Origin of the sequence: Paraburkholderia dilworthii, assembly GCF_000472525.1 — a bacterium.
GTDB classification, from domain to species: Bacteria; Pseudomonadota; Gammaproteobacteria; order Burkholderiales; family Burkholderiaceae; genus Paraburkholderia; species Paraburkholderia dilworthii.
This window is the reverse complement of sequence record NZ_AWZT01000001.1, coordinates 277,978-294,244: the sequence shown is the minus strand read 5'-3', so window position 1 is coordinate 294,244 and position 16,267 is coordinate 277,978. Positions and strand designations below refer to the sequence as shown.

At 57.7% G+C, this 16,267-nt stretch carries 32 protein-coding genes; all 32 read right to left on the bottom strand.

Translation table 11 applies throughout. The annotated features are described in order from the left end of the window. Window positions 1-13: 13 nt before the first annotated feature. Window positions 14-1,090 (bottom strand): tyrosine-type recombinase/integrase, encoded by a 1,077-nt coding sequence (locus F759_RS0101680; RefSeq protein WP_084534180.1) that lies wholly within the window; start codon window positions 1,088-1,090, stop codon window positions 14-16. Then, complete coding sequence (locus F759_RS0101675; RefSeq protein WP_244438780.1) at window positions 1,090-1,281, bottom strand: excisionase; 192 nt, start codon at window positions 1,279-1,281, stop codon at window positions 1,090-1,092. The genes F759_RS0101680 and F759_RS0101675 overlap by 1 nt, the downstream gene beginning before the upstream one ends. A 68-nt stretch (window positions 1,282-1,349) precedes the next feature. Then, entirely contained in the window at window positions 1,350-1,739 is a 390-nt protein-coding gene (locus F759_RS0101670) for a phage protein NinX family protein (protein ID WP_027798301.1), read from the bottom strand. Then, a complete protein-coding gene (locus tag F759_RS0101665; RefSeq protein ID WP_027798300.1) occupies window positions 1,736-2,017 on the bottom strand; it encodes a hypothetical protein in 282 nt (93 codons plus the stop codon). The genes F759_RS0101670 and F759_RS0101665 overlap by 4 nt, the downstream gene beginning before the upstream one ends. After that, a complete protein-coding gene (locus F759_RS0101660; protein ID WP_027798299.1) occupies window positions 2,014-2,217 on the bottom strand; it encodes a hypothetical protein in 204 nt (67 codons plus the stop codon). Before F759_RS0101660 ends, F759_RS0101665 begins: the two co-directional genes overlap by 4 nt. Continuing rightward, window positions 2,214-2,465, bottom strand: coding sequence for a hypothetical protein (locus F759_RS0101655; protein ID WP_152530568.1), 252 nt, complete (start codon window positions 2,463-2,465; stop codon window positions 2,214-2,216). Before F759_RS0101655 ends, F759_RS0101660 begins: the two co-directional genes overlap by 4 nt. Continuing rightward, window positions 2,462-2,656 (bottom strand): hypothetical protein, encoded by a 195-nt coding sequence (locus F759_RS0101650; RefSeq protein ID WP_027798297.1) that lies wholly within the window; start codon window positions 2,654-2,656, stop codon window positions 2,462-2,464. Before F759_RS0101650 ends, F759_RS0101655 begins: the two co-directional genes overlap by 4 nt. After that, window positions 2,653-2,796: a hypothetical protein gene (locus tag F759_RS42785; protein WP_154670897.1), complete on the bottom strand. Its 144-nt coding sequence runs from the start codon at window positions 2,794-2,796 to the stop codon at window positions 2,653-2,655. Before F759_RS42785 ends, F759_RS0101650 begins: the two co-directional genes overlap by 4 nt. Beyond that, complete coding sequence (locus tag F759_RS0101640) at window positions 2,783-3,130, bottom strand: hypothetical protein (protein WP_027798296.1); 348 nt, start codon at window positions 3,128-3,130, stop codon at window positions 2,783-2,785. Before F759_RS0101640 ends, F759_RS42785 begins: the two co-directional genes overlap by 14 nt. Further along, on the bottom strand, window positions 3,127-3,435 hold the full coding sequence (locus F759_RS0101635; RefSeq protein WP_027798295.1) for a hypothetical protein: 309 nt from the start codon (window positions 3,433-3,435) through the stop codon (window positions 3,127-3,129). The genes F759_RS0101640 and F759_RS0101635 overlap by 4 nt, the downstream gene beginning before the upstream one ends. Before the next feature lie 299 nt (window positions 3,436-3,734). Continuing rightward, window positions 3,735-4,301: a hypothetical protein gene (locus F759_RS0101630; RefSeq protein WP_036023322.1), complete on the bottom strand. Its 567-nt coding sequence runs from the start codon at window positions 4,299-4,301 to the stop codon at window positions 3,735-3,737. Further along, the gene (locus F759_RS0101625) at window positions 4,298-4,699 is read right to left on the bottom strand and encodes a hypothetical protein (RefSeq protein ID WP_036023320.1); all 402 of its coding nucleotides are present in this window, start codon (window positions 4,697-4,699) and stop codon (window positions 4,298-4,300) included. The genes F759_RS0101630 and F759_RS0101625 overlap by 4 nt, the downstream gene beginning before the upstream one ends. Next, on the bottom strand, window positions 4,696-4,917 hold the full coding sequence (locus tag F759_RS0101620) for a hypothetical protein (RefSeq protein WP_027798292.1): 222 nt from the start codon (window positions 4,915-4,917) through the stop codon (window positions 4,696-4,698). The genes F759_RS0101625 and F759_RS0101620 overlap by 4 nt, the downstream gene beginning before the upstream one ends. Further along, window positions 4,907-5,986 (bottom strand): RNA-guided endonuclease InsQ/TnpB family protein, encoded by a 1,080-nt coding sequence (locus tag F759_RS37120; RefSeq protein ID WP_051377082.1) that lies wholly within the window; start codon window positions 5,984-5,986, stop codon window positions 4,907-4,909. The genes F759_RS0101620 and F759_RS37120 overlap by 11 nt, the downstream gene beginning before the upstream one ends. A gap of 268 nt (window positions 5,987-6,254) precedes the next feature. After that, the gene (locus tag F759_RS0101610; protein WP_027798291.1) at window positions 6,255-6,950 is read right to left on the bottom strand and encodes a hypothetical protein; all 696 of its coding nucleotides are present in this window, start codon (window positions 6,948-6,950) and stop codon (window positions 6,255-6,257) included. Beyond that, window positions 6,947-8,101 carry an RNA-guided endonuclease InsQ/TnpB family protein gene (locus F759_RS37115; protein ID WP_244438772.1) on the bottom strand — a complete coding sequence of 385 codons (1,155 nt, stop codon included), beginning with the start codon at window positions 8,099-8,101 and terminating at the stop codon, window positions 6,947-6,949. The genes F759_RS0101610 and F759_RS37115 overlap by 4 nt, the downstream gene beginning before the upstream one ends. A gap of 158 nt (window positions 8,102-8,259) precedes the next feature. Further along, the gene (locus F759_RS0101600) at window positions 8,260-8,688 is read right to left on the bottom strand and encodes a single-stranded DNA-binding protein (protein ID WP_027798290.1); all 429 of its coding nucleotides are present in this window, start codon (window positions 8,686-8,688) and stop codon (window positions 8,260-8,262) included. Window positions 8,689-8,712: 24 nt separating this feature from the next. After that, complete coding sequence (locus tag F759_RS0101595) at window positions 8,713-9,360, bottom strand: lambda exonuclease family protein (RefSeq protein ID WP_027798289.1); 648 nt, start codon at window positions 9,358-9,360, stop codon at window positions 8,713-8,715. Then, window positions 9,357-10,148 (bottom strand): ERF family protein, encoded by a 792-nt coding sequence (locus tag F759_RS37110; RefSeq protein WP_051377050.1) that lies wholly within the window; start codon window positions 10,146-10,148, stop codon window positions 9,357-9,359. Before F759_RS37110 ends, F759_RS0101595 begins: the two co-directional genes overlap by 4 nt. Continuing rightward, window positions 10,145-11,395: a coiled-coil domain-containing protein gene (locus F759_RS37105; RefSeq protein ID WP_051377048.1), complete on the bottom strand. Its 1,251-nt coding sequence runs from the start codon at window positions 11,393-11,395 to the stop codon at window positions 10,145-10,147. The genes F759_RS37110 and F759_RS37105 overlap by 4 nt, the downstream gene beginning before the upstream one ends. Next, on the bottom strand, window positions 11,392-11,757 hold the full coding sequence (locus tag F759_RS0101580; RefSeq protein ID WP_027798288.1) for a hypothetical protein: 366 nt from the start codon (window positions 11,755-11,757) through the stop codon (window positions 11,392-11,394). Before F759_RS0101580 ends, F759_RS37105 begins: the two co-directional genes overlap by 4 nt. Then, window positions 11,754-11,945, bottom strand: coding sequence for a hypothetical protein (locus F759_RS43175; RefSeq protein WP_036023318.1), 192 nt, complete (start codon window positions 11,943-11,945; stop codon window positions 11,754-11,756). The genes F759_RS0101580 and F759_RS43175 overlap by 4 nt, the downstream gene beginning before the upstream one ends. Window positions 11,946-11,947: 2 nt before the next feature. Further along, on the bottom strand, window positions 11,948-12,136 hold the full coding sequence (locus tag F759_RS0101570; protein WP_027798287.1) for a hypothetical protein: 189 nt from the start codon (window positions 12,134-12,136) through the stop codon (window positions 11,948-11,950). Next, a complete protein-coding gene (locus tag F759_RS0101565; protein ID WP_274533462.1) occupies window positions 12,133-12,600 on the bottom strand; it encodes a zinc-finger-containing protein in 468 nt (155 codons plus the stop codon). The genes F759_RS0101570 and F759_RS0101565 overlap by 4 nt, the downstream gene beginning before the upstream one ends. After that, the gene (locus F759_RS0101560; RefSeq protein WP_027798285.1) at window positions 12,597-12,833 is read right to left on the bottom strand and encodes a hypothetical protein; all 237 of its coding nucleotides are present in this window, start codon (window positions 12,831-12,833) and stop codon (window positions 12,597-12,599) included. Before F759_RS0101560 ends, F759_RS0101565 begins: the two co-directional genes overlap by 4 nt. A gap of 176 nt (window positions 12,834-13,009) precedes the next feature. Continuing rightward, window positions 13,010-13,270 (bottom strand): acyl carrier protein, encoded by a 261-nt coding sequence (locus F759_RS0101555; protein WP_027798284.1) that lies wholly within the window; start codon window positions 13,268-13,270, stop codon window positions 13,010-13,012. A 136-nt stretch (window positions 13,271-13,406) separates the two neighbouring features. Next, window positions 13,407-13,613, bottom strand: coding sequence for a hypothetical protein (locus F759_RS37095; RefSeq protein ID WP_152530567.1), 207 nt, complete (start codon window positions 13,611-13,613; stop codon window positions 13,407-13,409). Between the two features lies 1 nt (window position 13,614). After that, on the bottom strand, window positions 13,615-13,737 hold the full coding sequence (locus tag F759_RS44780) for a hypothetical protein (RefSeq protein ID WP_274533461.1): 123 nt from the start codon (window positions 13,735-13,737) through the stop codon (window positions 13,615-13,617). Between the two features lie 168 nt (window positions 13,738-13,905). After that, window positions 13,906-14,331, bottom strand: a complete 426-nt coding sequence (locus F759_RS0101540) for a hypothetical protein (RefSeq protein ID WP_027798283.1) — start codon at window positions 14,329-14,331, stop codon at window positions 13,906-13,908. A gap of 24 nt (window positions 14,332-14,355) precedes the next feature. Further along, window positions 14,356-14,565, bottom strand: coding sequence for a crAss001_48 related protein (locus F759_RS37090; RefSeq protein WP_051377046.1), 210 nt, complete (start codon window positions 14,563-14,565; stop codon window positions 14,356-14,358). 668 nt (window positions 14,566-15,233) lie between these two features. Next, window positions 15,234-15,503: a hypothetical protein gene (locus F759_RS0101530; protein ID WP_027798282.1), complete on the bottom strand. Its 270-nt coding sequence runs from the start codon at window positions 15,501-15,503 to the stop codon at window positions 15,234-15,236. Between the two features lie 350 nt (window positions 15,504-15,853). After that, complete coding sequence (locus F759_RS0101520; protein WP_152530566.1) at window positions 15,854-16,246, bottom strand: hypothetical protein; 393 nt, start codon at window positions 16,244-16,246, stop codon at window positions 15,854-15,856. Window positions 16,247-16,267: the final 21 nt, after the last annotated feature.

Genomic DNA, 16,267 nt, shown 5'->3' with positions numbered 1-16,267 from the left:
GACACGTTCCACCTCAGTCGACTTTGACCTTGATGGGCTCAAGCCCGCGCGAATTCGCGTAGAGATTTGCGGTCTGATCGTCGCTGTGTCCGAGCAATGCCTTGGTGTCAACGCCGCCCTGTTCAAGATAAAGGCGCTTCGTCAGGCTTCGGATTTCATGGAAGGTCGGCGCGTTCGCGCCAGCGATGCCAGCGAGCTCGCGAGCATCAGCAAACGCCTGCGATACGCTGCCGATCTTCACATGCGATCCGCGATAGACGTGGACGTGCTTGCGGTGGTGATGAATCAGGTACTTGCTCTCGATGCCGGTTGATGTGCAGAGCTTGATAACATCGGCGAGCGACATATTGATCGCATCCATGTAAAGCTTCAGCGGTATGGCGATGCGAACCTCCGTCTTCGACCGCCGCACGACAGCGACGTCACCAACAATCGAATCCCTCTCCCATCGCGCCACGGTTGAGCGGTCCTGACCGGAAACCAGTGCAAGAAGCATGGCATTCGGCAGCCATTCCGCCACCTGTGGTGCCTTGTCGAGAATCGCCTTGAACTCCGCAAGCGTTAGGCGTTTTCGCTGCACCTTGACCTTCATGGTCTCGGTAATCTCGGCGACGTTCTTTTCCATCCATCCGAGCGCCACTCCCTTGGCGCAAATCTGAATCAGACGACTACGGACGGCCTGAGCCCAGCGCATTTTTCCGCGGTCCTTGATCGCCTCGACGATGTCGGATACATCCTTGACCGTGAGCGCGCGACAGTCCTTGGTGCCGATCTCCTTCTTGATCGCCTCGTCGTAATACTTACGGGCGGAAACGGTGCTCGGCTTGCCGTCCTTCGGCATCTTCTCGATCAAGTCCGCAATTGTCTTGTGTTCCTCCGTCAGACGCTGGGCGAGAGTCTTTGTGGCCTTCCCGCTCTCTACAATAGCGTTAGCTTCCTGAGCCTCATAGATGGCTTGAGCGAGGTCGATACGCCCCAGGATATGCGTCTTCCCGTCTCGCGGATCGCGCCAAGTGTAGTATCCTGGGCGAGGCTCATGCATGTTGGCGGGCCAGTTTGCCCGCCTGCGGATTCGTGGACGCGCTGCCATTATCGGGGGATGCGGTTAGCCAGGCGAGGCCGTATCGTGCCGTCGTTGAATATTGCGTTTTGCTCAACGTAATAGGCTCGCCCTACCTTCGTCGGCGCGGGGTAAATCTTGCCCTGCTTGATCCACAGGCGAGCCGTCCTGATGGCCGGAGCCGGTGTAAATTGGCTTGCCAGCCAGTCACCAAGTCGCATTTTCATCTTTCACTCCCTCCCAAACCAATCGCGTCGCGTAGTTGTCAAAATCCTCTCCAGCGCTTCCGTCATGCCGCCTGCTTCTCCGCTTCTGGCACGTCATCGCCGTAGTGACTCGCTACCTTCGCACGCATCGCGGCGATCAGCGGTGTCTCGCCGGCGCCGCGGCCGACGCCACCGATACCCATTTCATTCGGCGGCAGCGTGCGCGTGCGAGCGGAAACCGTTGCGCGCCAATGGTCATATCGACGCCAGCCATGGTTAGGTCCGCCGTTATAATGCACTTCGCTAGGCGGCTGGATAAATATCTGATCGCGCTCGATAATCGGCCCACCATAGGCCCATTCAGTCGAGTAGGCATGCGCCGGCACGGCGAATGTCGCCGCCTCGTGGCTCATGCCTTCGGCCCGCGCAACCCAATAGTCCAGCACTACGCCGCTCAGTTCGCTAACCTTCATGCCCTCACCTCCTCTGACTTCCTATCCGGTAATGGCGCGCGCCTATGCCCGTACGAGATTGGCGACTCGTTCGCGTCTGCGTACTTGCAAACCGGGTATCGCTTGCGAACCGCATCAAGATCGAACTTGATGGCTGGGCATCCGACATACTCAAAGACCGCCTTGCGAAGTCGGTTCCTGAAAACCCTCACCAGTCCAGAGTTCAGGTGCTCGATAAACTGCGGCCCCCATATGGGGTCGTCGTAGACGTCGCAGAAGATGATGTAGCTCGTGCTCATGATTGCTCCGTCGTCTCGTCAAAATGCTGCGACGCCTTGCGGGTCATCGTCCGAATTGCGTCGAGCAACTTCCCATCCGGCCGATAGTGACGCGTGTCGGTCAAGTGCTCAGCGATCTCGGTCCATTCGCCCAAGGTCATGCTGAGCGTCATTGTCATCTGGATGTCTTTGGGGATTTCCGCTTTGAATTGAGCCTTCACGCTTTTACCCCCTGTTCTTCCATCGCCTCAATCATCGAAAGCGCCCACTGAAGCGCTGCGCCGGTACGCGGACCGTACGATCCGTTCTCGAGACACCAGCGCAGTTCAGATTTCACTTCTGGCAGGTCTGATTTCGCATACCGATCCTTGGTGCATCCCATATATCCGCCGTCCGGCATGATGTGGTTTCCTCTATCGCTCAGTGGGGCTCCGACGCGGCAGCCATCGCACTGGTTAATGTCCGTCATTTCCTCGGCTCCCTGACAACCGCAATCCCCGCCGCAGACAGTCCCACGGATACCTTGTCGCGCGAGTCGTCAGCCATCATCTGGGCGAACGACGCGCATAACCCGGCTACCTGTTGCGACGTGGGAGTGAGCGCTTTGCGGTATGAGTCGTAGGTCTCGTTGAAGGTACGGTGGTTGGTGGTGTGGTTCACTGCGCCACCTCGTTATCGAGTGGGCCGCCGCCGCACCACGTCATCCAGTCGATGCCGTCGTCCCTGCCGTCGAAGAATGGCTGGAACCAATAGCCTCGCCGGAATGACCAGGCCATTAGCGTTGATTTAATCCAGTGCACGATTGAATTCCTCCCATGGCCCGGCGCCACCCCAGTCCTGAAGATCGGTCGAGGCGCACATCAGCCAGTTAAACATCGGGTAGACCGGCCAATCCCACCAGAGCATCGGTCGACTGACTACGTGGCCAACGCCGAATAGCAGCCATGCGGCCGCGAATCCGATTGCGCGTTTTGTTGCATCAGGCCTGATCTCGTCCGCAATGATCGCGATGTGAACGGCCCCCACGGATGCCCATAGAATCCACCAGTGGCTGTCGGCAGCCCAGCGGGTCGTGGCCAGAATCAAACTCGTTGGGATGCCTATTAGAGCGCTGAATAGTAGTTGTTTGCTCATCCTGCCTGCTCCTGAAACATGTCTATCGTCCGCGTGTCCCGCTCTGGCTCAGATTCGACCGCGGCGAGAATGTCACTCAGGCGTGTGTTGCCGTCGCCGCCGTAGGGAATGCAAAGGTCATCCCAGCCAACTTTTTCAAGGTCAGCCTCGCACGTCATTTCCGTGGCCGGCGAATACTTGATCTGGTCGCCATAGACGTCGCCGAATATCTCGCGCTTGTCACGTTCAGCGACGATCCGCGCGTGTTGTTCGTTTTCAGCCATAACTACGGCCGTGACGCTCATCGTGATCGCATACGGTTTCATGCCGCCCCCTCAAAGAAATCCCTTTGCGCCACGTACACCCATAGCCAGGATATTCCTAGGGATAGGGCGAATAGGTAGAGGTCAGTCATCCTGCTCTCCCGCTTTCTGTGACAGGGAACGCGTAGCCTTGGCAGCATCGTTGCGCTCGACACACCATATGTGTGCCTTTCTAAAGGACCAGCCTTCGTCCAGAGTTAGCCTCACACCTGAAGATGGCTTAGACAATTTCCAGTTTTTGACCTGATAGTGGCCAGCTTGAATAACGATGCGCGGGCGAATGATTCGATGTGGGACGACCATTATTTCAACTCCTGTTGAGACAGGGCGGCTTTAATCGCCTCTTCGACGTGCGATTCTTTGTCCGTCTTGCGCATGTGTTGCAACCCCGTGAGCCATGGCATAGCGGCCTTCACCATCGCTGGCGTCACCGTCACCCGCTCCGCATCCCGCCCGCCTACCTTCTCAAGAGCGGCGCGGACTGCTTCGCCGTAGGCGTTCGCGTAGCCCTGCATTTGATGATCAGTGAAAAGACCTGCTCCGTTTTGCGGCGAGTACATCGAAGGAGCCGGAAATCCCGGTAGCTTCGGCCATTCAAACTCTGCCACCGGCTCCGACTTTGCAGCGGATTCGAGGGCGGCGATCCGTTCTTCGAGCTTCTTCGCATATGCGCTGATGCCTCGCGCCGTCCAGCCTCCGTCGATCGCGTCTTGCGGTAGGCCGTCGAGGATGCGCTCGAATTCGGCTATCTTGGCGGCTTGCTGCTCGATCACGACTCGCGCTTCGCGACACGTAGCCGCAGGACCCGGCAGGCAAGGTTCCTTTTCCCAGTACTGCAGCATGTCGATTAACCTCTGGTTGTCACTCATGTCGTCTGGTCCTTGGAAAGAACGGTCGATTCGTCGTAGATGCAACTCAACTCCCAATCGTCAACAATTGGCTGCATGCGCTCACGCAACTTGGAATCCGCAGCCATTGAAGCAATGGACCATCCCGCGCACAGGTCGGTCGGGATACCCTTGTCGTCGAATTCCTGATGGCAATGGAAAGGTGTGCCATCGACGACGCATTTCAGAGCGTCCATGACGGTCGGCAAGCATCCGTTCGGCACAGTGCCTGCTATGAATGCGCAACTCTTGCAGCGGGCCTTATGATTCGGAAACTTGGCGCGAGCTTCAATCTCGGCCTTGTCGGTGAGACGCGCCAATTGCCCTCCGAGCATGCGACCTTCCGGCGATGGTCGATTCGGTGTGAGTTCGTTGCTCATTTCCCGCTCCCCGCCTCACGAAGAAGGGCGCGCAAGTCGCTCACGAATCCGTCGATGTTCTTGCGCGAGATCGCTTCCCCGAGTTCAGTCGTCCACTCGGACCATGTGAGGAACAGTTTCTCGATGTCGTTACCGTTAATCTGCGCGCCCAGGGGCTCGCGCGCGTCGGGGGATTTGGCTTCCCCGGCGGGTGACGCCGGTTTCTTTTCAGTGCACATGATGCTTTTGCTCCTTAAAGTTGGTTCCCGCTGACGGACCCGTTAGCCCACGGGCGAGGATGTTTCTGGCCGCATTAATGTCTCGGTCATGATCGGTTTCACAGGCCGAACAGAACCATCCCCTTACATGCAACTGCCTTAGACCCCTGGGGCCGGTGTGCTGGCCACAGTTAGAGCAAGTCACAGTTGTGAACCTCTCGTTTACGACTTCAACCAGACTGCCGGCCTGATGGCCCTTGTAGTGCAGCATGGTCTTGAGCATCCCCCACCCGCTGTCCAAGACAGCTTTCGCCATCTTGGTTTTTGCGAGTTTCAGGCTGCTCACGTCGCCAACGTAAATCGCCCCATAGTTGTTCACCATGGCGGTACTGAACTTGTGCAGCGCGTCATTACGGCGGTTCGCAGCACGTTGATGCAATCGTTTTGCGTGGCGCTTATGCCCTCGCCGCTGTGCCTCGGCGATCTTCCGCTCGATACCGCGGTAGAAGTCACCAGCGGCCAATATCTGGCCATCACTCGTTGTAGCTGACGCTTTCAGACCCAGATCGACGCCAACTGCGCGCCGGGGCATATCGGGAGCCTTAGTCGCTGTTTTCACTGCTATGTTGACGAACCATTCCCCGAGAGCGTTTTGCGAAAAGGCCCCGGACCTCAGTTCGTATTTGTCCAGGCCATAGCTGTCGAACACGCGAAATCGCTTCCCGCAGAAGCGTATTGCGCCCTTCACGAACTTGACCTGAGGATGCCTGAACGGAATCCAACCCAAGGACCGCTTGGAGCCGCCAGAACTGCGCCACCGCAGCTTCGATCTCCGGAACTGCAAACGTCGATCAGCGTGTTCATGAGCAATGCGGATAACCGTATTCGCCTGCAAATACTTCAGTTCAGAATGGACGCCGGTCAGCAACTTCTCGACATCGAAACCAGACAGATACCTAGGCTTCCCATAGAACGGGCGCGCGGCCTTGGCCGTGGTTTCATTGGCGAAGTTCCAGACCATGTTGACTTCCCTGGCCGCTTCGTCGAGCCATTCCTGACCATCGCGCAATTTGAGTCGTAACGTTTTCAAGTCGAAGCACCGATGCTTTTGTTGGTACTTATTGTGATTCAATATGTAGGTGATTGCAAGCGCTTTTTGTGACCCGATAAGTGGGTGTACAATCCGGCCATGGAACCTACTAAACCGAAGATGGGCCGACCGCCCAAGTCACCCGGCGAACGCCTAGAACAGCGCTCTATCCGGCTTACTCCTGCTCAGTGGGCGAAGATCGACGCCTATGGCATACCGTGGTTGCGCAAGCTAATTGACCGCGCAAAGCCGCCGAAGCTTGATTGATCTACGTCACCGCCTCGTCTGCTTGCCCGCTGGCGCGCGGAAGGGGAGTGGCAGCCAACGGTCCAAAGCCCGCGATCTTTTGCATACGCGCTTTGCAGCCTTCGCAGCCCTGCACGAAATCCACCTCCGCTGTTTCCGGGTTGTCGAATGCGGCGCAGCCGGGGCAACGCTTCGGCGTCGGGTAGTTGAGCTCGACGCGCTCTGTGATTTCCGCCTCCATCGCCTCCACAGTCATTTCAGGAATGCCGCGCTCTTTCCGGCGAACGTTGTCGTGCTGAAGTCCCACGCGCAGTTGATGCTCAAACTCTGCGCGCGTCAGACCTTCAACATTGCGCGGCTCATTAGAGAATCCCATGCAACGCTTGACCACCTTCAGAATGCAATCAAGGTCCGATTCGCCATCTTGGCGTTTTGCGTATTCATCGTAGGTGACGGCTTCTATCTGAACCTCACTCAGCTTCGCTTGCGGAGCGGCGGATTGCTCGGCGAGAACAGTGGCAGTAGATGCGGCGCGGGCGTAGAGTTGCGAATCGATCCAGGCTTTCTCGCACTTTGCGTATGTAGCGTAATCAGTCGTGCCATGTACGCCGTTGTCCCTGCACCATTTCTCAAACGCCGCCCGCTCATCCCCACCTTCGGGGAGCGTGGATGCGGTAGATGCGGTCCCTTCATTGATCCCGTTCCAGTCTTTGCTCATTTCTGTTCTCCTGTTTCATTGATCGCATCAGAGGGTCGTTTGACATCCTCCCTGGCACGACTGCCAAGGATTCCTCCTGCGAGACGCGCATGTCCGCGCGCGAGAATGTTCCGTGCGGCATTTACGTCTCGGTCGTGGACCGCTCCGCAATCGATGCACGTCCAATCTCTTATTCCAAGGCCTGCGATACCTTTCGGCCGCGAATCGGGCAGAGCACCACAACTCGAACAGGTCTGGGTTGAAAACGCTTCGTTGACTTCCTCGAAGATCACCTGATGCCTGATGGCTTTGTATTTCAGCTGATTTCGGAACATGCTCCACGCGGCGTCGTGCACAGACTTAGCCATGCTCGTTTTCGCCAGCGCTTGAGCGTTCACGTTGCCCACGAAGATTGCTGCATGCTTCTTGACTAGCGCTGACGTTTCCCGGTGAATGGCGTCCTTGCGCTGATTTGCGATCTTGGCGTGAATAGCCTTGACCCGCTTTTTCTTGTTCGCCCGCTGAGCAATGCCTAGCTTCTGCTCTGACGCGCGATACCAGCGAGTCGGGTTGAACGATCCGCCGTCGCTGTATGTCGCCATAGTCTTGAGGCCGAGGTCTATGCCGATAGATGCGGAACCGTCCGGAATGCGCTTCTCTTCGACGTCGACCTTGACTGCCACGTTGACATACCATCGCCCGCGCGAATCCTCGTTGAAACTGCCGGCGCGCAACTCATATTTCGAAAGGCCGTATGAGTCCCACAAGCCGATGTTCAGACCGTTGAATCGGATCTGTCCATCCTTGTACTTGAGCGCGCCCTTCTTAAATGGAACCCAGCCAAGCGAGTACTTAGGCGACTTGCGGTTGCTCACGCGCCAACTCAACTTTTGTTTCTTGGCATGCTTCAAACGTGTAACGAACTCTTCGCATGTTTCTTGGACTGTCTGAGCGCCGACTACAACCCCTTCGCACTTAACGAATCCGGCCGTGAGCTTCTGCATGTCGTACGCGCTCAGCCATGTCTTCGGACGATCGCAGTAACGATTCAGACTGCGGTACTGGGTCTCGTTAGCGAAATTCCAGACCATGTTGACATCGCGTGCCATCGCAAGCATCGCTTTCGCGTGCTTGTCCTTGATGCGCAACTTCAATGTCTTCACGGTTTCCATGTCTTCTCATCTGTCGCGGAAAAAACGGGAGTCGTGGTGACCTCCCCAAGCACGCCGCAAGCAGTGCTGCCTACGGTTCGGGGTATGGGCGCGTCCACCAGACTTACGCAGAGATTCGCGCCAGTAGGCTTCATCCACTGCTGGTGGGCGCGTGAGGGCTAGAACGGCACGTCCTCGCCCATGTCATCGAATCCGCCACCGGCCGGAGCGCGTTGCGGTGCTTGCCGTTGCTGAGGCTTCGGTGCGGGCGCTAGTGCGGGCTTCTTTTCTCCGCCGCCCGCGAGGTCGATTGCGGTAATGCGAGCGGCGAGCTTCACGCCCTCTCCGCCCCCCTGCTTCTGGAAAGTCTCGATGTGCGCGTCTTCAAGCGTCACAGTGACAAGCGTTCCCTTCGTGAGATACGGCGCCAGCGCCTCAGCGCGCTTGCCCCACAACGCTGCATCTACCCACTGCGTCGGCTTCTTGCCATCGTCGCCCTTGCGACCGTATGAAAACGCCAGCGAGACGCTTGCGACCGCATCGCCGCCCGTGGTGTTGCGCACTTCAACGTCGCGGCCTACTCGGGCCAATCCGAAAATCTGAATCATGGTTTCGCTCTTGTGTAAGGTGAATCAGGCGGCCATCGCCGCAATCTGTTTGTGGGTGGCGTCGACTTCGAAAAGGAACTGTCGCAACTCGGCCTCGTACTCCCGAATCATTTCTTCGTCACGTTCCCAGCGGAACACGAACAACTGAAGCTTTTCAGGCATTTCGGGATCGAACGAAACGAAGTCGACGAACTCCGCGCCGGTAATGAGCATGTTGTGCAGCACCTGTTTTACGTAGGTCGGCGGTACACGCGCCTCAGTGAGGTACTTGAAGTGCGTTTTGCTCTTTGGGCACTTCGCCTCCCAGATTCCGAACTTTCCGGCATCTTCGAGAAAACCGTCGACGCTGCAACCGGCCATCATGTCTTCGCGATAGACGAACGGGCTTTCCTGAACTGTGATGCCGGTTTGAATCTCGTACCGCATGCGGGCAAACGGCTCACGCTCCTGGCCGCGCTCCGTGTCCGCGGTCGAAAATTCGTCGCCGCACGGCTTGCACAGAAGGCGCTCAAGTGCGAGTTGGACACGGTAATCGGCACGCGTTGCTGCTTCGCCAGATTTGACCTTGGCGGTTACACAATCCGCTTTAGAGCCGGTGGCACGACCGGAACGATCTGCCAGCCATTCTGCGGTTCCCTGTGGGTGCTCCGAGACGATGAAATTCTGTTTCATTGCGCGCTCCTTCCCAGTTCGGCCTTCTTCTTGTCGGCCATCACCTTGAACTGGTTCCAGCTTTCGACGTCGCCAATGGTTTCGAATGCCGTCCCCGCCAGAGCTCGGACCTTCCGGACGTCTTCAGCGGTCTCGGCGGAATTCAACGCGCCCTCCCACTTCATCCACACCTCGTCCGTGTCGACCTTGGCGATGGAGCTTTGCGCGTCGTCGTCCATGCCCTTGGTTGCCACGCCGGTAGCAGCCAGGAGCGTGTAGCGTTGCAGGTAACTGATGGTCGACGCCACCTGTTGAATGGCGTTCTTCTTGCCGCTGCTATCCGGCATGGCCTCCATCGTCACCTTCTCGCTGTGCCCCAGGACGTGAGTGATGACGCAATCGACGGTGATCCGATCAGCGTTCTGTGTTACGTCCCAGCGGTGCGAAAGCTGATGCTTTGCCATCGCCGGGCAGACCACCTCCGTCACGTCCGAAAGCTCGGCGTGGCTATACTTCGTGCCACTGAACTCGACCGTCTTCTTCTTGAAAATTTCCAGTGGCTCGGCCTTAAATGCAGTCATCGCCACCACGTATGCCTTGCGGGCCTCACCCGCCTCCCACTTCTCTTGGAGCGCCATCAAACGCTCAAGTCGGTCAAGGTCCGCTCCGCTCTCAACGGCGATGCGTAGAAGATCGGCGGGCGTAGCGGATGCAGTGACGGCTCGCGTCTGCTGCACCGCTGGCGGCTTCGCCGTGGCCGGTGTGGCAATCTCAATGTCGGTGATGTCTGCCATCGTTGCTGTGTTCATGCTGCCTTCTCCAGGTGATTTGCGGCGACGTTCGCGGCAGCAAAATGCTCATCTGCTGCGGCGTAGTCGAATTTCTTGATCCATTCCATGACGTCGCCAATTTCGACGTTGTAGTGCTTCGCCAGCGTCTCGATGATCTCGACGTCGCCCGGCCCGTTGATTGCGAACTGTTCGCGCTCACGGCGCAGGGCTTCAATTTCTGCTGCAATACGGGCGCTCTCGATTCGCTGCGCTTCGGCCCTTGCTGCCGCCTCTGTCACTTCCCGCTTCCGTCGTTCTTCCTGAGCAACCCGCGCGGCCTCTGCTGCAATAGCCGCCTGCTTCTCGCGCTCGACCCGGGCGGCCTCGTCGGCCTGTCGTTGACGCTCGGCGTCGATTGCTGCCTGCTGCCTATCGATTTCGGCCTGCTGCGCCGCCATCCGGGCTTCGTGTTCCGCCTGCTGCTGGCGCATGGCTTCGGCCGCTCGTTCTTGCGCTGCCTGCTGTTCCGCTGCGACGCGCTCGCGCTCGGCCCGATCCTTCGCTTCCCGCTCAGCTCGAGCCAACGCAGCGATACGCTCACGCTCGGCGGCTTCGGCACGTTCTCGCTCAAGCTGGACCCGCTCCGCAGCGATCCGGGCGGCTTCCGCCTCTTGCTCGACCGCCTGCTGCTGTCGTTCTCGCAACCACTTGACCGTGTTGTCGCGCTTTACCTGGGCTTCCCCCGCGAATTCGGAAAATTCTTCGAGCGAAATCACGGTCTCGGAAAGACGTGTTGCATATGCGTCGATTTCGGCTGCCGTCCCGGCGATTGCGCTCACCGCGTCGAGCATGAAAGCCTCGATGCGATTTTTGATTTTTGTGATCCGCGCTTGCTCGGCGGCGGCCTTGGCTTGCTTCTCCGCTTCTTCGGCCTCGTCAAACTTGTCACGTAAAGCAATCAGGCGCTTTTCTTCGGGCTCCACGATCCCGATCAGCACCTTCTGCCGATCGATTACCGCTTTCTGAAGTGCATTGGCATCCTCGCGAGCCGTCTCGCCGGTCTTCTTGGTGGCGATGCGTTCGTTCGCCAGTTCCATTGCGGCGGCATGGACTTGCTGGCGACCCGCCTTATTCTTAACTTCGGTGATGTCGGCGTATTTTTTCGCAAGTGCCTTAAGCGCGTCTTCACGTTCCGTGCCGCCCAAGGCAATGACTGCGCGGTCCAGTGCGGTCAGTGCGACCTGCTGCGGCTGCTCGACTACCGTCAGTTGTTTTGACTCACTCATGCGAACTCCTCTTGTTTGGGTGCGCCCTTGTATTTGGGCTTAGGTGGGTAAGCAGGCGGCTCAATCACATTGGCGAGCAGCAACTTCCAGTTAGCGGCGGTATTCAGAAACGCGGGGCCATCCGGCCCGTCGAATTGATCCGCTGGCGTCGTCATGACCAGGCGGGAGTCGATCACGTCACACGGAACGGCGATGCTGCAACCCGAGTTGTAATAGCCAAGGTGTGCGCGCACCATGTCCTCCGGATACCGGCCCGCATTCGTCGTCCTGAAGCAGTAACCCCGATCATTCGGCTTCCAAAGGGTGACGTAGCGGTCCGTCCGGTGCGTGTGCTTTACGCTGACGATGTAGAAGTCGCTCATACCGCGCCCGCCCGAAGCGCAACGCACAGCCACCAGACGCAGCCAATAGCCATACCGCAGCCAATCGCCCAGATCCACGCCTTAACATCGCTCTCGCGCTCGACGTGCAGTTTGCTGTTCGGGCCAAACGCCTCGGTCATCGTGCGTGCTGTGCGATAGCGGTACTGCTGGATGTCGCGTGAAAACATGCTCAGGCTCCCAGAATCTTCGTGATGACAAGCGCCGCGAAAGTCACGACAAGGCCCGCGCCCGCACCAATCAGCACGGCGGTGTTGACGCTAGTCGCATGGTTCATGCGTTGCTCACTGGCAAGGCGCTCGTAACCAGCGTCCGAGATGCAGACCGCAACTCCGTCGCCCTCAAAATATGTGGCGCTCATTTCTTGTTCCTCGCATTCACGACTTTCATGACGCGCTCGCACATCGCAATGTCGAACCAACCAATGTGACAATCGCCTACGCTCTTAATGCCCATCGCCTTCGCCAGCCACGCATAAGCCTCTTTTCGACTCATGCGACGTGACTGCCACAAAGGATTGAATGCGGACTTTGCTTTCTTCCGCGCTTCGCGCGTCGGCGCATCAGCCAACGTGCCAAGGGGAATGCTCGTAAATGGGTGTAGGCCAACGTAGCTGTTGCACGCCAGGTCGGCGCAGCGATATGCCCACGGCCAGTCGCCATAAGGCATGCCGTAGATTTCCTCGTTGTTCACGAGCCCAACGGCTGCTCCGCAGTTCGGGCATGTAGTTGGCACTGGCAGCGGGTTCGTGACGCGCGCGGTTGCTGTTCGCGAGGGATTCCATGGAGTCTTTTTCCCGCTCGCTGCGTCGAAGGCGCTTTTCATATCGCACATTTCATAACCCTCGGTTCATCCCACAGATCGACACGGGTAACGGGGAGTGCGTATCGCTTGATAGCGCTCGCCAGGTCGTCCTTGCCCTGCCAGGATTCAGAATCCCACTGACTGGCACGTTCAGCCTCCGTCAGTGGCTCGTCTTCGCCGAAATACTCATCCTGCTTACGGTCTTGCTGGCGCTCCCATTCGCGGTACGCCGCACTGTTTGCGTGCTTGCCCATATGGACTCCTCAATTCTGTTGAAGGTTGATTGCCCTCAGTGGTAACGACTCCCCGCGCAGTCCCGATCCCGGCCGGGTCGTTCCTGTTATCGACGGAGCATCGGCTTGCGTAATCGGCGCTAAGTCGTCACCACTCAGGGCTCCGGGCACCCCTCCCGGAAGGGTTTTGGTTAGCGCTACGGCCCAATCTTTTCCCGAACCGTGTCAATGACCTGCTGAACCGTCAGCATCGCTCGCATCTCGCCGTCATCGATATAGATGCCGAACTCATCTTCGACGCCCATCGTTGCCTCGACTAGGTCGAGCGAGTCGAATCCCTCGTTAGCGAGATTGGCGTCGCTGGCGATGTCGTCAACTTCAACGCCGTACTGCGCCATCTGTTCGCGGATGATCTTCTTGACTCGGTCCTCAATACTCTTTTGCTGAACTTCGCTCATCGTTGAAACTCCGTTTGTGTAATCGGGTCCCGCTTCGGCCGCCCCGTCGCACCCTGAATAAACCAGATGCACAAGACCGCAGCCACCGGCCATGCGAGCAGTAGTGCTGCGAGGATGGTGCGTAGCATGTCGACTCCTAACAAATCGTCACGTTGTACTCAGCCGACGCCTCGCGCTTGGCCATCTCAAAACAGGGCGCGCACGATTTCATGGCTATCTCGAATGTCGGCCAGTAAGACTTGTGCGTGCGGGCTTCGACACCCTCAGCCATCTTGTTGCACTGGTCGCACAGCTCGGTCACGCGGATGGTCATCGGGCGATGGCGCCATTGGTCTGTGGTCATGTCAGCATCCCTCGCGCTCATCTTTCACGCCAGCGCCAATCAATGCACTGGCGATCTTGCGCAATTCAGGGGACGCCGGATATTCACGGCGGAGTTCGGTCAAATCTCTCGCATCCTGAGACATGGGTTTCTCCTCAACACCAAACCACATCATCCAATTTCACCAGGTGACTCTCAATCACCCTCCCCGTCCGCGTCACTGCTTCGGAGCGGAAGCACCACCCTTGGTGCGGAATCTTGGCTAGGTCGGACATCCATCTGTGAACTGCGCGGATTGCGTTCATGGTTTTGCTCACTTACCGTAGACAGTCCACCCAGGGATGATCAGCGCAGCGACGTAGAAATCGCAGTGCTCGCTTTTGCCTTGGCTCCAGCCGGATTGAATTCGGAATCCGGCGTGACAGTCGCCGTCCGTGTCGGGGCGCTGCTTAGGCCACTTACCATTCGCCTCCAGCCACTGTGCGACGAAATCGACGGCTAGGTTGGCGTCGATCTTGAACGGAAGCGGAAATGCGTCGTCTCGCTTCGTCCAGTACAGTGCCAGCATGTTGCCGCCGGTCTTTTCGTCCTCGATCACCTTGTAGTGCGTCGCGTCTCGGTGCTCGCCAAATGCGACCATTAGCGAGCCCTTCAGCGTCTTCAGCGTGTCGCACAACGCGTTGATCTCAATCACGCCCCAATCGCCAAGAAAGTGCCCGTCACTGGTGCTGAATTTCATCTCTCCTCCTATGCTGCGTGGCGGTCAGAACGCCGCGATGCGCTGGCCGAGAATCACTGAGTATTCGGTCATCACGCGGTATTGGGCGATCAGGCGCCCACGTTCGTCGTCGGGTAGACCCGCAAACGCCGGATTCGAATCGATGAACTCTTTGAGCTTCGAGCGATTCAAGTCGAGAGTGTGCTGTTCATCCAAAACGCGAATCTGATGCGGTTGATATGCTCGTTGTTCCATGTCTTGCTCCATTCGTCGTACTAACCGCATTAGTGTGAAAGACCCCTAGCTCCTACCGGCTCAGCGAACCAGCAGATGCAAGGGGACTCGATAAACAGTGCTCAGGTGAACGCACTACGCTATGCATGGAAGCTCTCTACTGGTGCTTCCTGCCGTAAGAACCGGGGCTAATATCCTCCGGGCCAGCAGGCCTTACGCCGAGTTACTAATGCAGGGAATGCAATGCGTTCATCTGAGAACTGCTTGCAGCACTTCGTGAATGGCGCTGCGGACCGGCCTGTGGTTCCGGTCGGCTATGGGCGGACCTAAATGCCGAGGCATCGCCGTTTCCATGTCTGCCAGCGCACGTCGCCAGCTCGTAAAGAGCCGCACAACGCCATTCACGAAATACTGCTGCGCGCGGAAACCGGTCTGTCTCCCGGCCCCGCACGCGGTTATCAATCAGCGATCCGTTCTATAACCGCATCTGGCGGTCAGGCGGATAACTGATAGGCCCCGATCTTTTCAGCGGTAGGGCGTTGGGCGCTCCCTTAAGGGTATCCCTTCTAGTCAGGTTAAAGAACCAAACCGCGGTCCAACTCTGTTGGGGCGGTTACTTCTACTACGGGTAATTCACGGTCTCGTCAGAGCACGCCTTACGTGCTTACCGCCGTAGCGGTTTCGACCTGTTAAGCGACTTGAATCGCTGCGATCTGGCCAAGGTAAGTCTCGACTTCAGGCCATTCGAGTCGACCAATCACGTCATCGGTGATTTCTGTGTCGTAGGTTAGATGCCAGTCGTCATCGTCGAACTTGATGACTGCCAGCTCCCACTGGCCACACTCGCTGCCGTAGCTAAACGAGTGCTGCACGACGCTGGCGCCGAAGCCGTTGTCGAAGCGGTAGACCTTCTGCGTGCCGCCGTTCAGGGCGCGTTCTTTCATCGGTACGTGGCTCATCACCCTTCCCCTTCCGTTGTCGCTGCGTTGCTGGTTGGTATGGATGAATCATAGACCTTTTTGGTCTACGTTGCACACCTTTTTGATGTGCCACGTGGAGAAAAGATATTTATCGAACTTGTGAATTCGATAGCCTGCTTTTCCGAGGACAAGAAAAAGCCCGCGCTCGGCGGGCTTGGAGTGGAATGCAAACGTTTGCTTACTTGTTCGAGTAAGCGGCAATAGCCCTCCCTGCCATAAGGAGGTGATACGTGATGGTGTCGAGAAGGCTATCCGGGATCGGCTGCTGCACTGGTTTTGGTTGTTTTATAGCAGCTCGCGTCCTGTACTTGGACATGTCAATTACCGCACTACTTCCTGTTCTTTCGTTCACTGGTGGCCCCCGAGGAATCGGAATGCGCGGGACCAAGATGTTGCTCTAGTTCTGCCAGCATTTGGGACCGCACGGAGCCAGTCTGCAACTCAGCGGCCGCGGAGGAAAGTAAGAGTAAACCCTGGTGTAGGGCAAACGTTTTACGGGCCAGATCACCGAGGCCATCCAGGCGTTCGACACACAGAATCAAACTTTTTGCTTCATCACTAAGAGGGGATAAATCGTCTTTGATCGAGGATTTAACATTGTGCTCGTGATCGAGCCAGCCCTCCTCTTTGTCATACGCCTGCTCGATCCTCCGGGCTATGTCATCTCCGATCCCGCGAACCGCGTTCGGGCCGATGATCGAGTTCACCTGCTGGTTGGACATGGGTTTGTCCGATACCTCACT

What these genes read in the sequence shown, in the direction of transcription:
- F759_RS0101620 (WP_027798292.1), bottom strand. Translation starts at nt 4,917, where the DNA reads ATGTGCACTGAAAAGAAACCGGCGTCACCCGCCGGGGAAGCCAAATCC.
- F759_RS0101610 (WP_027798291.1), bottom strand. Translation starts at nt 6,950, where the DNA reads ATGAGCAAAGACTGGAACGGGATCAATGAAGGGACCGCATCTACCGCA.
- F759_RS37115 (WP_244438772.1), bottom strand. Translation starts at nt 8,101, where the DNA reads ATGGAAACCGTGAAGACATTGAAGTTGCGCATCAAGGACAAGCACGCG.
- F759_RS0101600 (WP_027798290.1), bottom strand. Translation starts at nt 8,688, where the DNA reads ATGATTCAGATTTTCGGATTGGCCCGAGTAGGCCGCGACGTTGAAGTG.
- F759_RS37110 (WP_051377050.1), bottom strand. Translation starts at nt 10,148, where the DNA reads ATGAACACAGCAACGATGGCAGACATCACCGACATTGAGATTGCCACA.
- F759_RS0101530 (WP_027798282.1), bottom strand. Translation starts at nt 15,503, where the DNA reads ATGAGCCACGTACCGATGAAAGAACGCGCCCTGAACGGCGGCACGCAG.
- F759_RS0101665 (WP_027798300.1), bottom strand. Translation starts at nt 2,017, where the DNA reads ATGAGCACGAGCTACATCATCTTCTGCGACGTCTACGACGACCCCATA.
- F759_RS37095 (WP_152530567.1), bottom strand. Translation starts at nt 13,613, where the DNA reads ATGACCACAGACCAATGGCGCCATCGCCCGATGACCATCCGCGTGACC.
- F759_RS0101540 (WP_027798283.1), bottom strand. Translation starts at nt 14,331, where the DNA reads ATGAAATTCAGCACCAGTGACGGGCACTTTCTTGGCGATTGGGGCGTG.
- F759_RS0101655 (WP_152530568.1), bottom strand. Translation starts at nt 2,465, where the DNA reads ATGACGGACATTAACCAGTGCGATGGCTGCCGCGTCGGAGCCCCACTG.
- F759_RS44780 (WP_274533461.1), bottom strand. Translation starts at nt 13,737, where the DNA reads ATGTCTCAGGATGCGAGAGATTTGACCGAACTCCGCCGTGAATATCCG.
- F759_RS37105 (WP_051377048.1), bottom strand. Translation starts at nt 11,395, where the DNA reads ATGAGTGAGTCAAAACAACTGACGGTAGTCGAGCAGCCGCAGCAGGTC.
- F759_RS0101670 (WP_027798301.1), bottom strand. Translation starts at nt 1,739, where the DNA reads ATGAAGGTTAGCGAACTGAGCGGCGTAGTGCTGGACTATTGGGTTGCG.
- F759_RS0101570 (WP_027798287.1), bottom strand. Translation starts at nt 12,136, where the DNA reads ATGAGCGCCACATATTTTGAGGGCGACGGAGTTGCGGTCTGCATCTCG.
- F759_RS0101555 (WP_027798284.1), bottom strand. Translation starts at nt 13,270, where the DNA reads ATGAGCGAAGTTCAGCAAAAGAGTATTGAGGACCGAGTCAAGAAGATC.
- F759_RS0101635 (WP_027798295.1), bottom strand. Translation starts at nt 3,435, where the DNA reads ATGAAACCGTATGCGATCACGATGAGCGTCACGGCCGTAGTTATGGCT.
- F759_RS0101565 (WP_274533462.1), bottom strand. Translation starts at nt 12,600, where the DNA reads ATGAAAAGCGCCTTCGACGCAGCGAGCGGGAAAAAGACTCCATGGAAT.
- F759_RS0101640 (WP_027798296.1), bottom strand. Translation starts at nt 3,130, where the DNA reads ATGAGCAAACAACTACTATTCAGCGCTCTAATAGGCATCCCAACGAGT.
- F759_RS0101580 (WP_027798288.1), bottom strand. Translation starts at nt 11,757, where the DNA reads ATGAGCGACTTCTACATCGTCAGCGTAAAGCACACGCACCGGACGGAC.
- F759_RS0101520 (WP_152530566.1), bottom strand. Translation starts at nt 16,246, where the DNA reads ATGTCCAACCAGCAGGTGAACTCGATCATCGGCCCGAACGCGGTTCGC.
- F759_RS43175 (WP_036023318.1), bottom strand. Translation starts at nt 11,945, where the DNA reads ATGTTTTCACGCGACATCCAGCAGTACCGCTATCGCACAGCACGCACG.
- F759_RS0101680 (WP_084534180.1), bottom strand. Translation starts at nt 1,090, where the DNA reads ATGGCAGCGCGTCCACGAATCCGCAGGCGGGCAAACTGGCCCGCCAAC.
- F759_RS37090 (WP_051377046.1), bottom strand. Translation starts at nt 14,565, where the DNA reads ATGGAACAACGAGCATATCAACCGCATCAGATTCGCGTTTTGGATGAA.
- F759_RS0101625 (WP_036023320.1), bottom strand. Translation starts at nt 4,699, where the DNA reads ATGAGCAACGAACTCACACCGAATCGACCATCGCCGGAAGGTCGCATG.
- F759_RS0101630 (WP_036023322.1), bottom strand. Translation starts at nt 4,301, where the DNA reads ATGAGTGACAACCAGAGGTTAATCGACATGCTGCAGTACTGGGAAAAG.
- F759_RS0101560 (WP_027798285.1), bottom strand. Translation starts at nt 12,833, where the DNA reads ATGGGCAAGCACGCAAACAGTGCGGCGTACCGCGAATGGGAGCGCCAG.
- F759_RS0101675 (WP_244438780.1), bottom strand. Translation starts at nt 1,281, where the DNA reads ATGCGACTTGGTGACTGGCTGGCAAGCCAATTTACACCGGCTCCGGCC.
- F759_RS0101595 (WP_027798289.1), bottom strand. Translation starts at nt 9,360, where the DNA reads ATGAAACAGAATTTCATCGTCTCGGAGCACCCACAGGGAACCGCAGAA.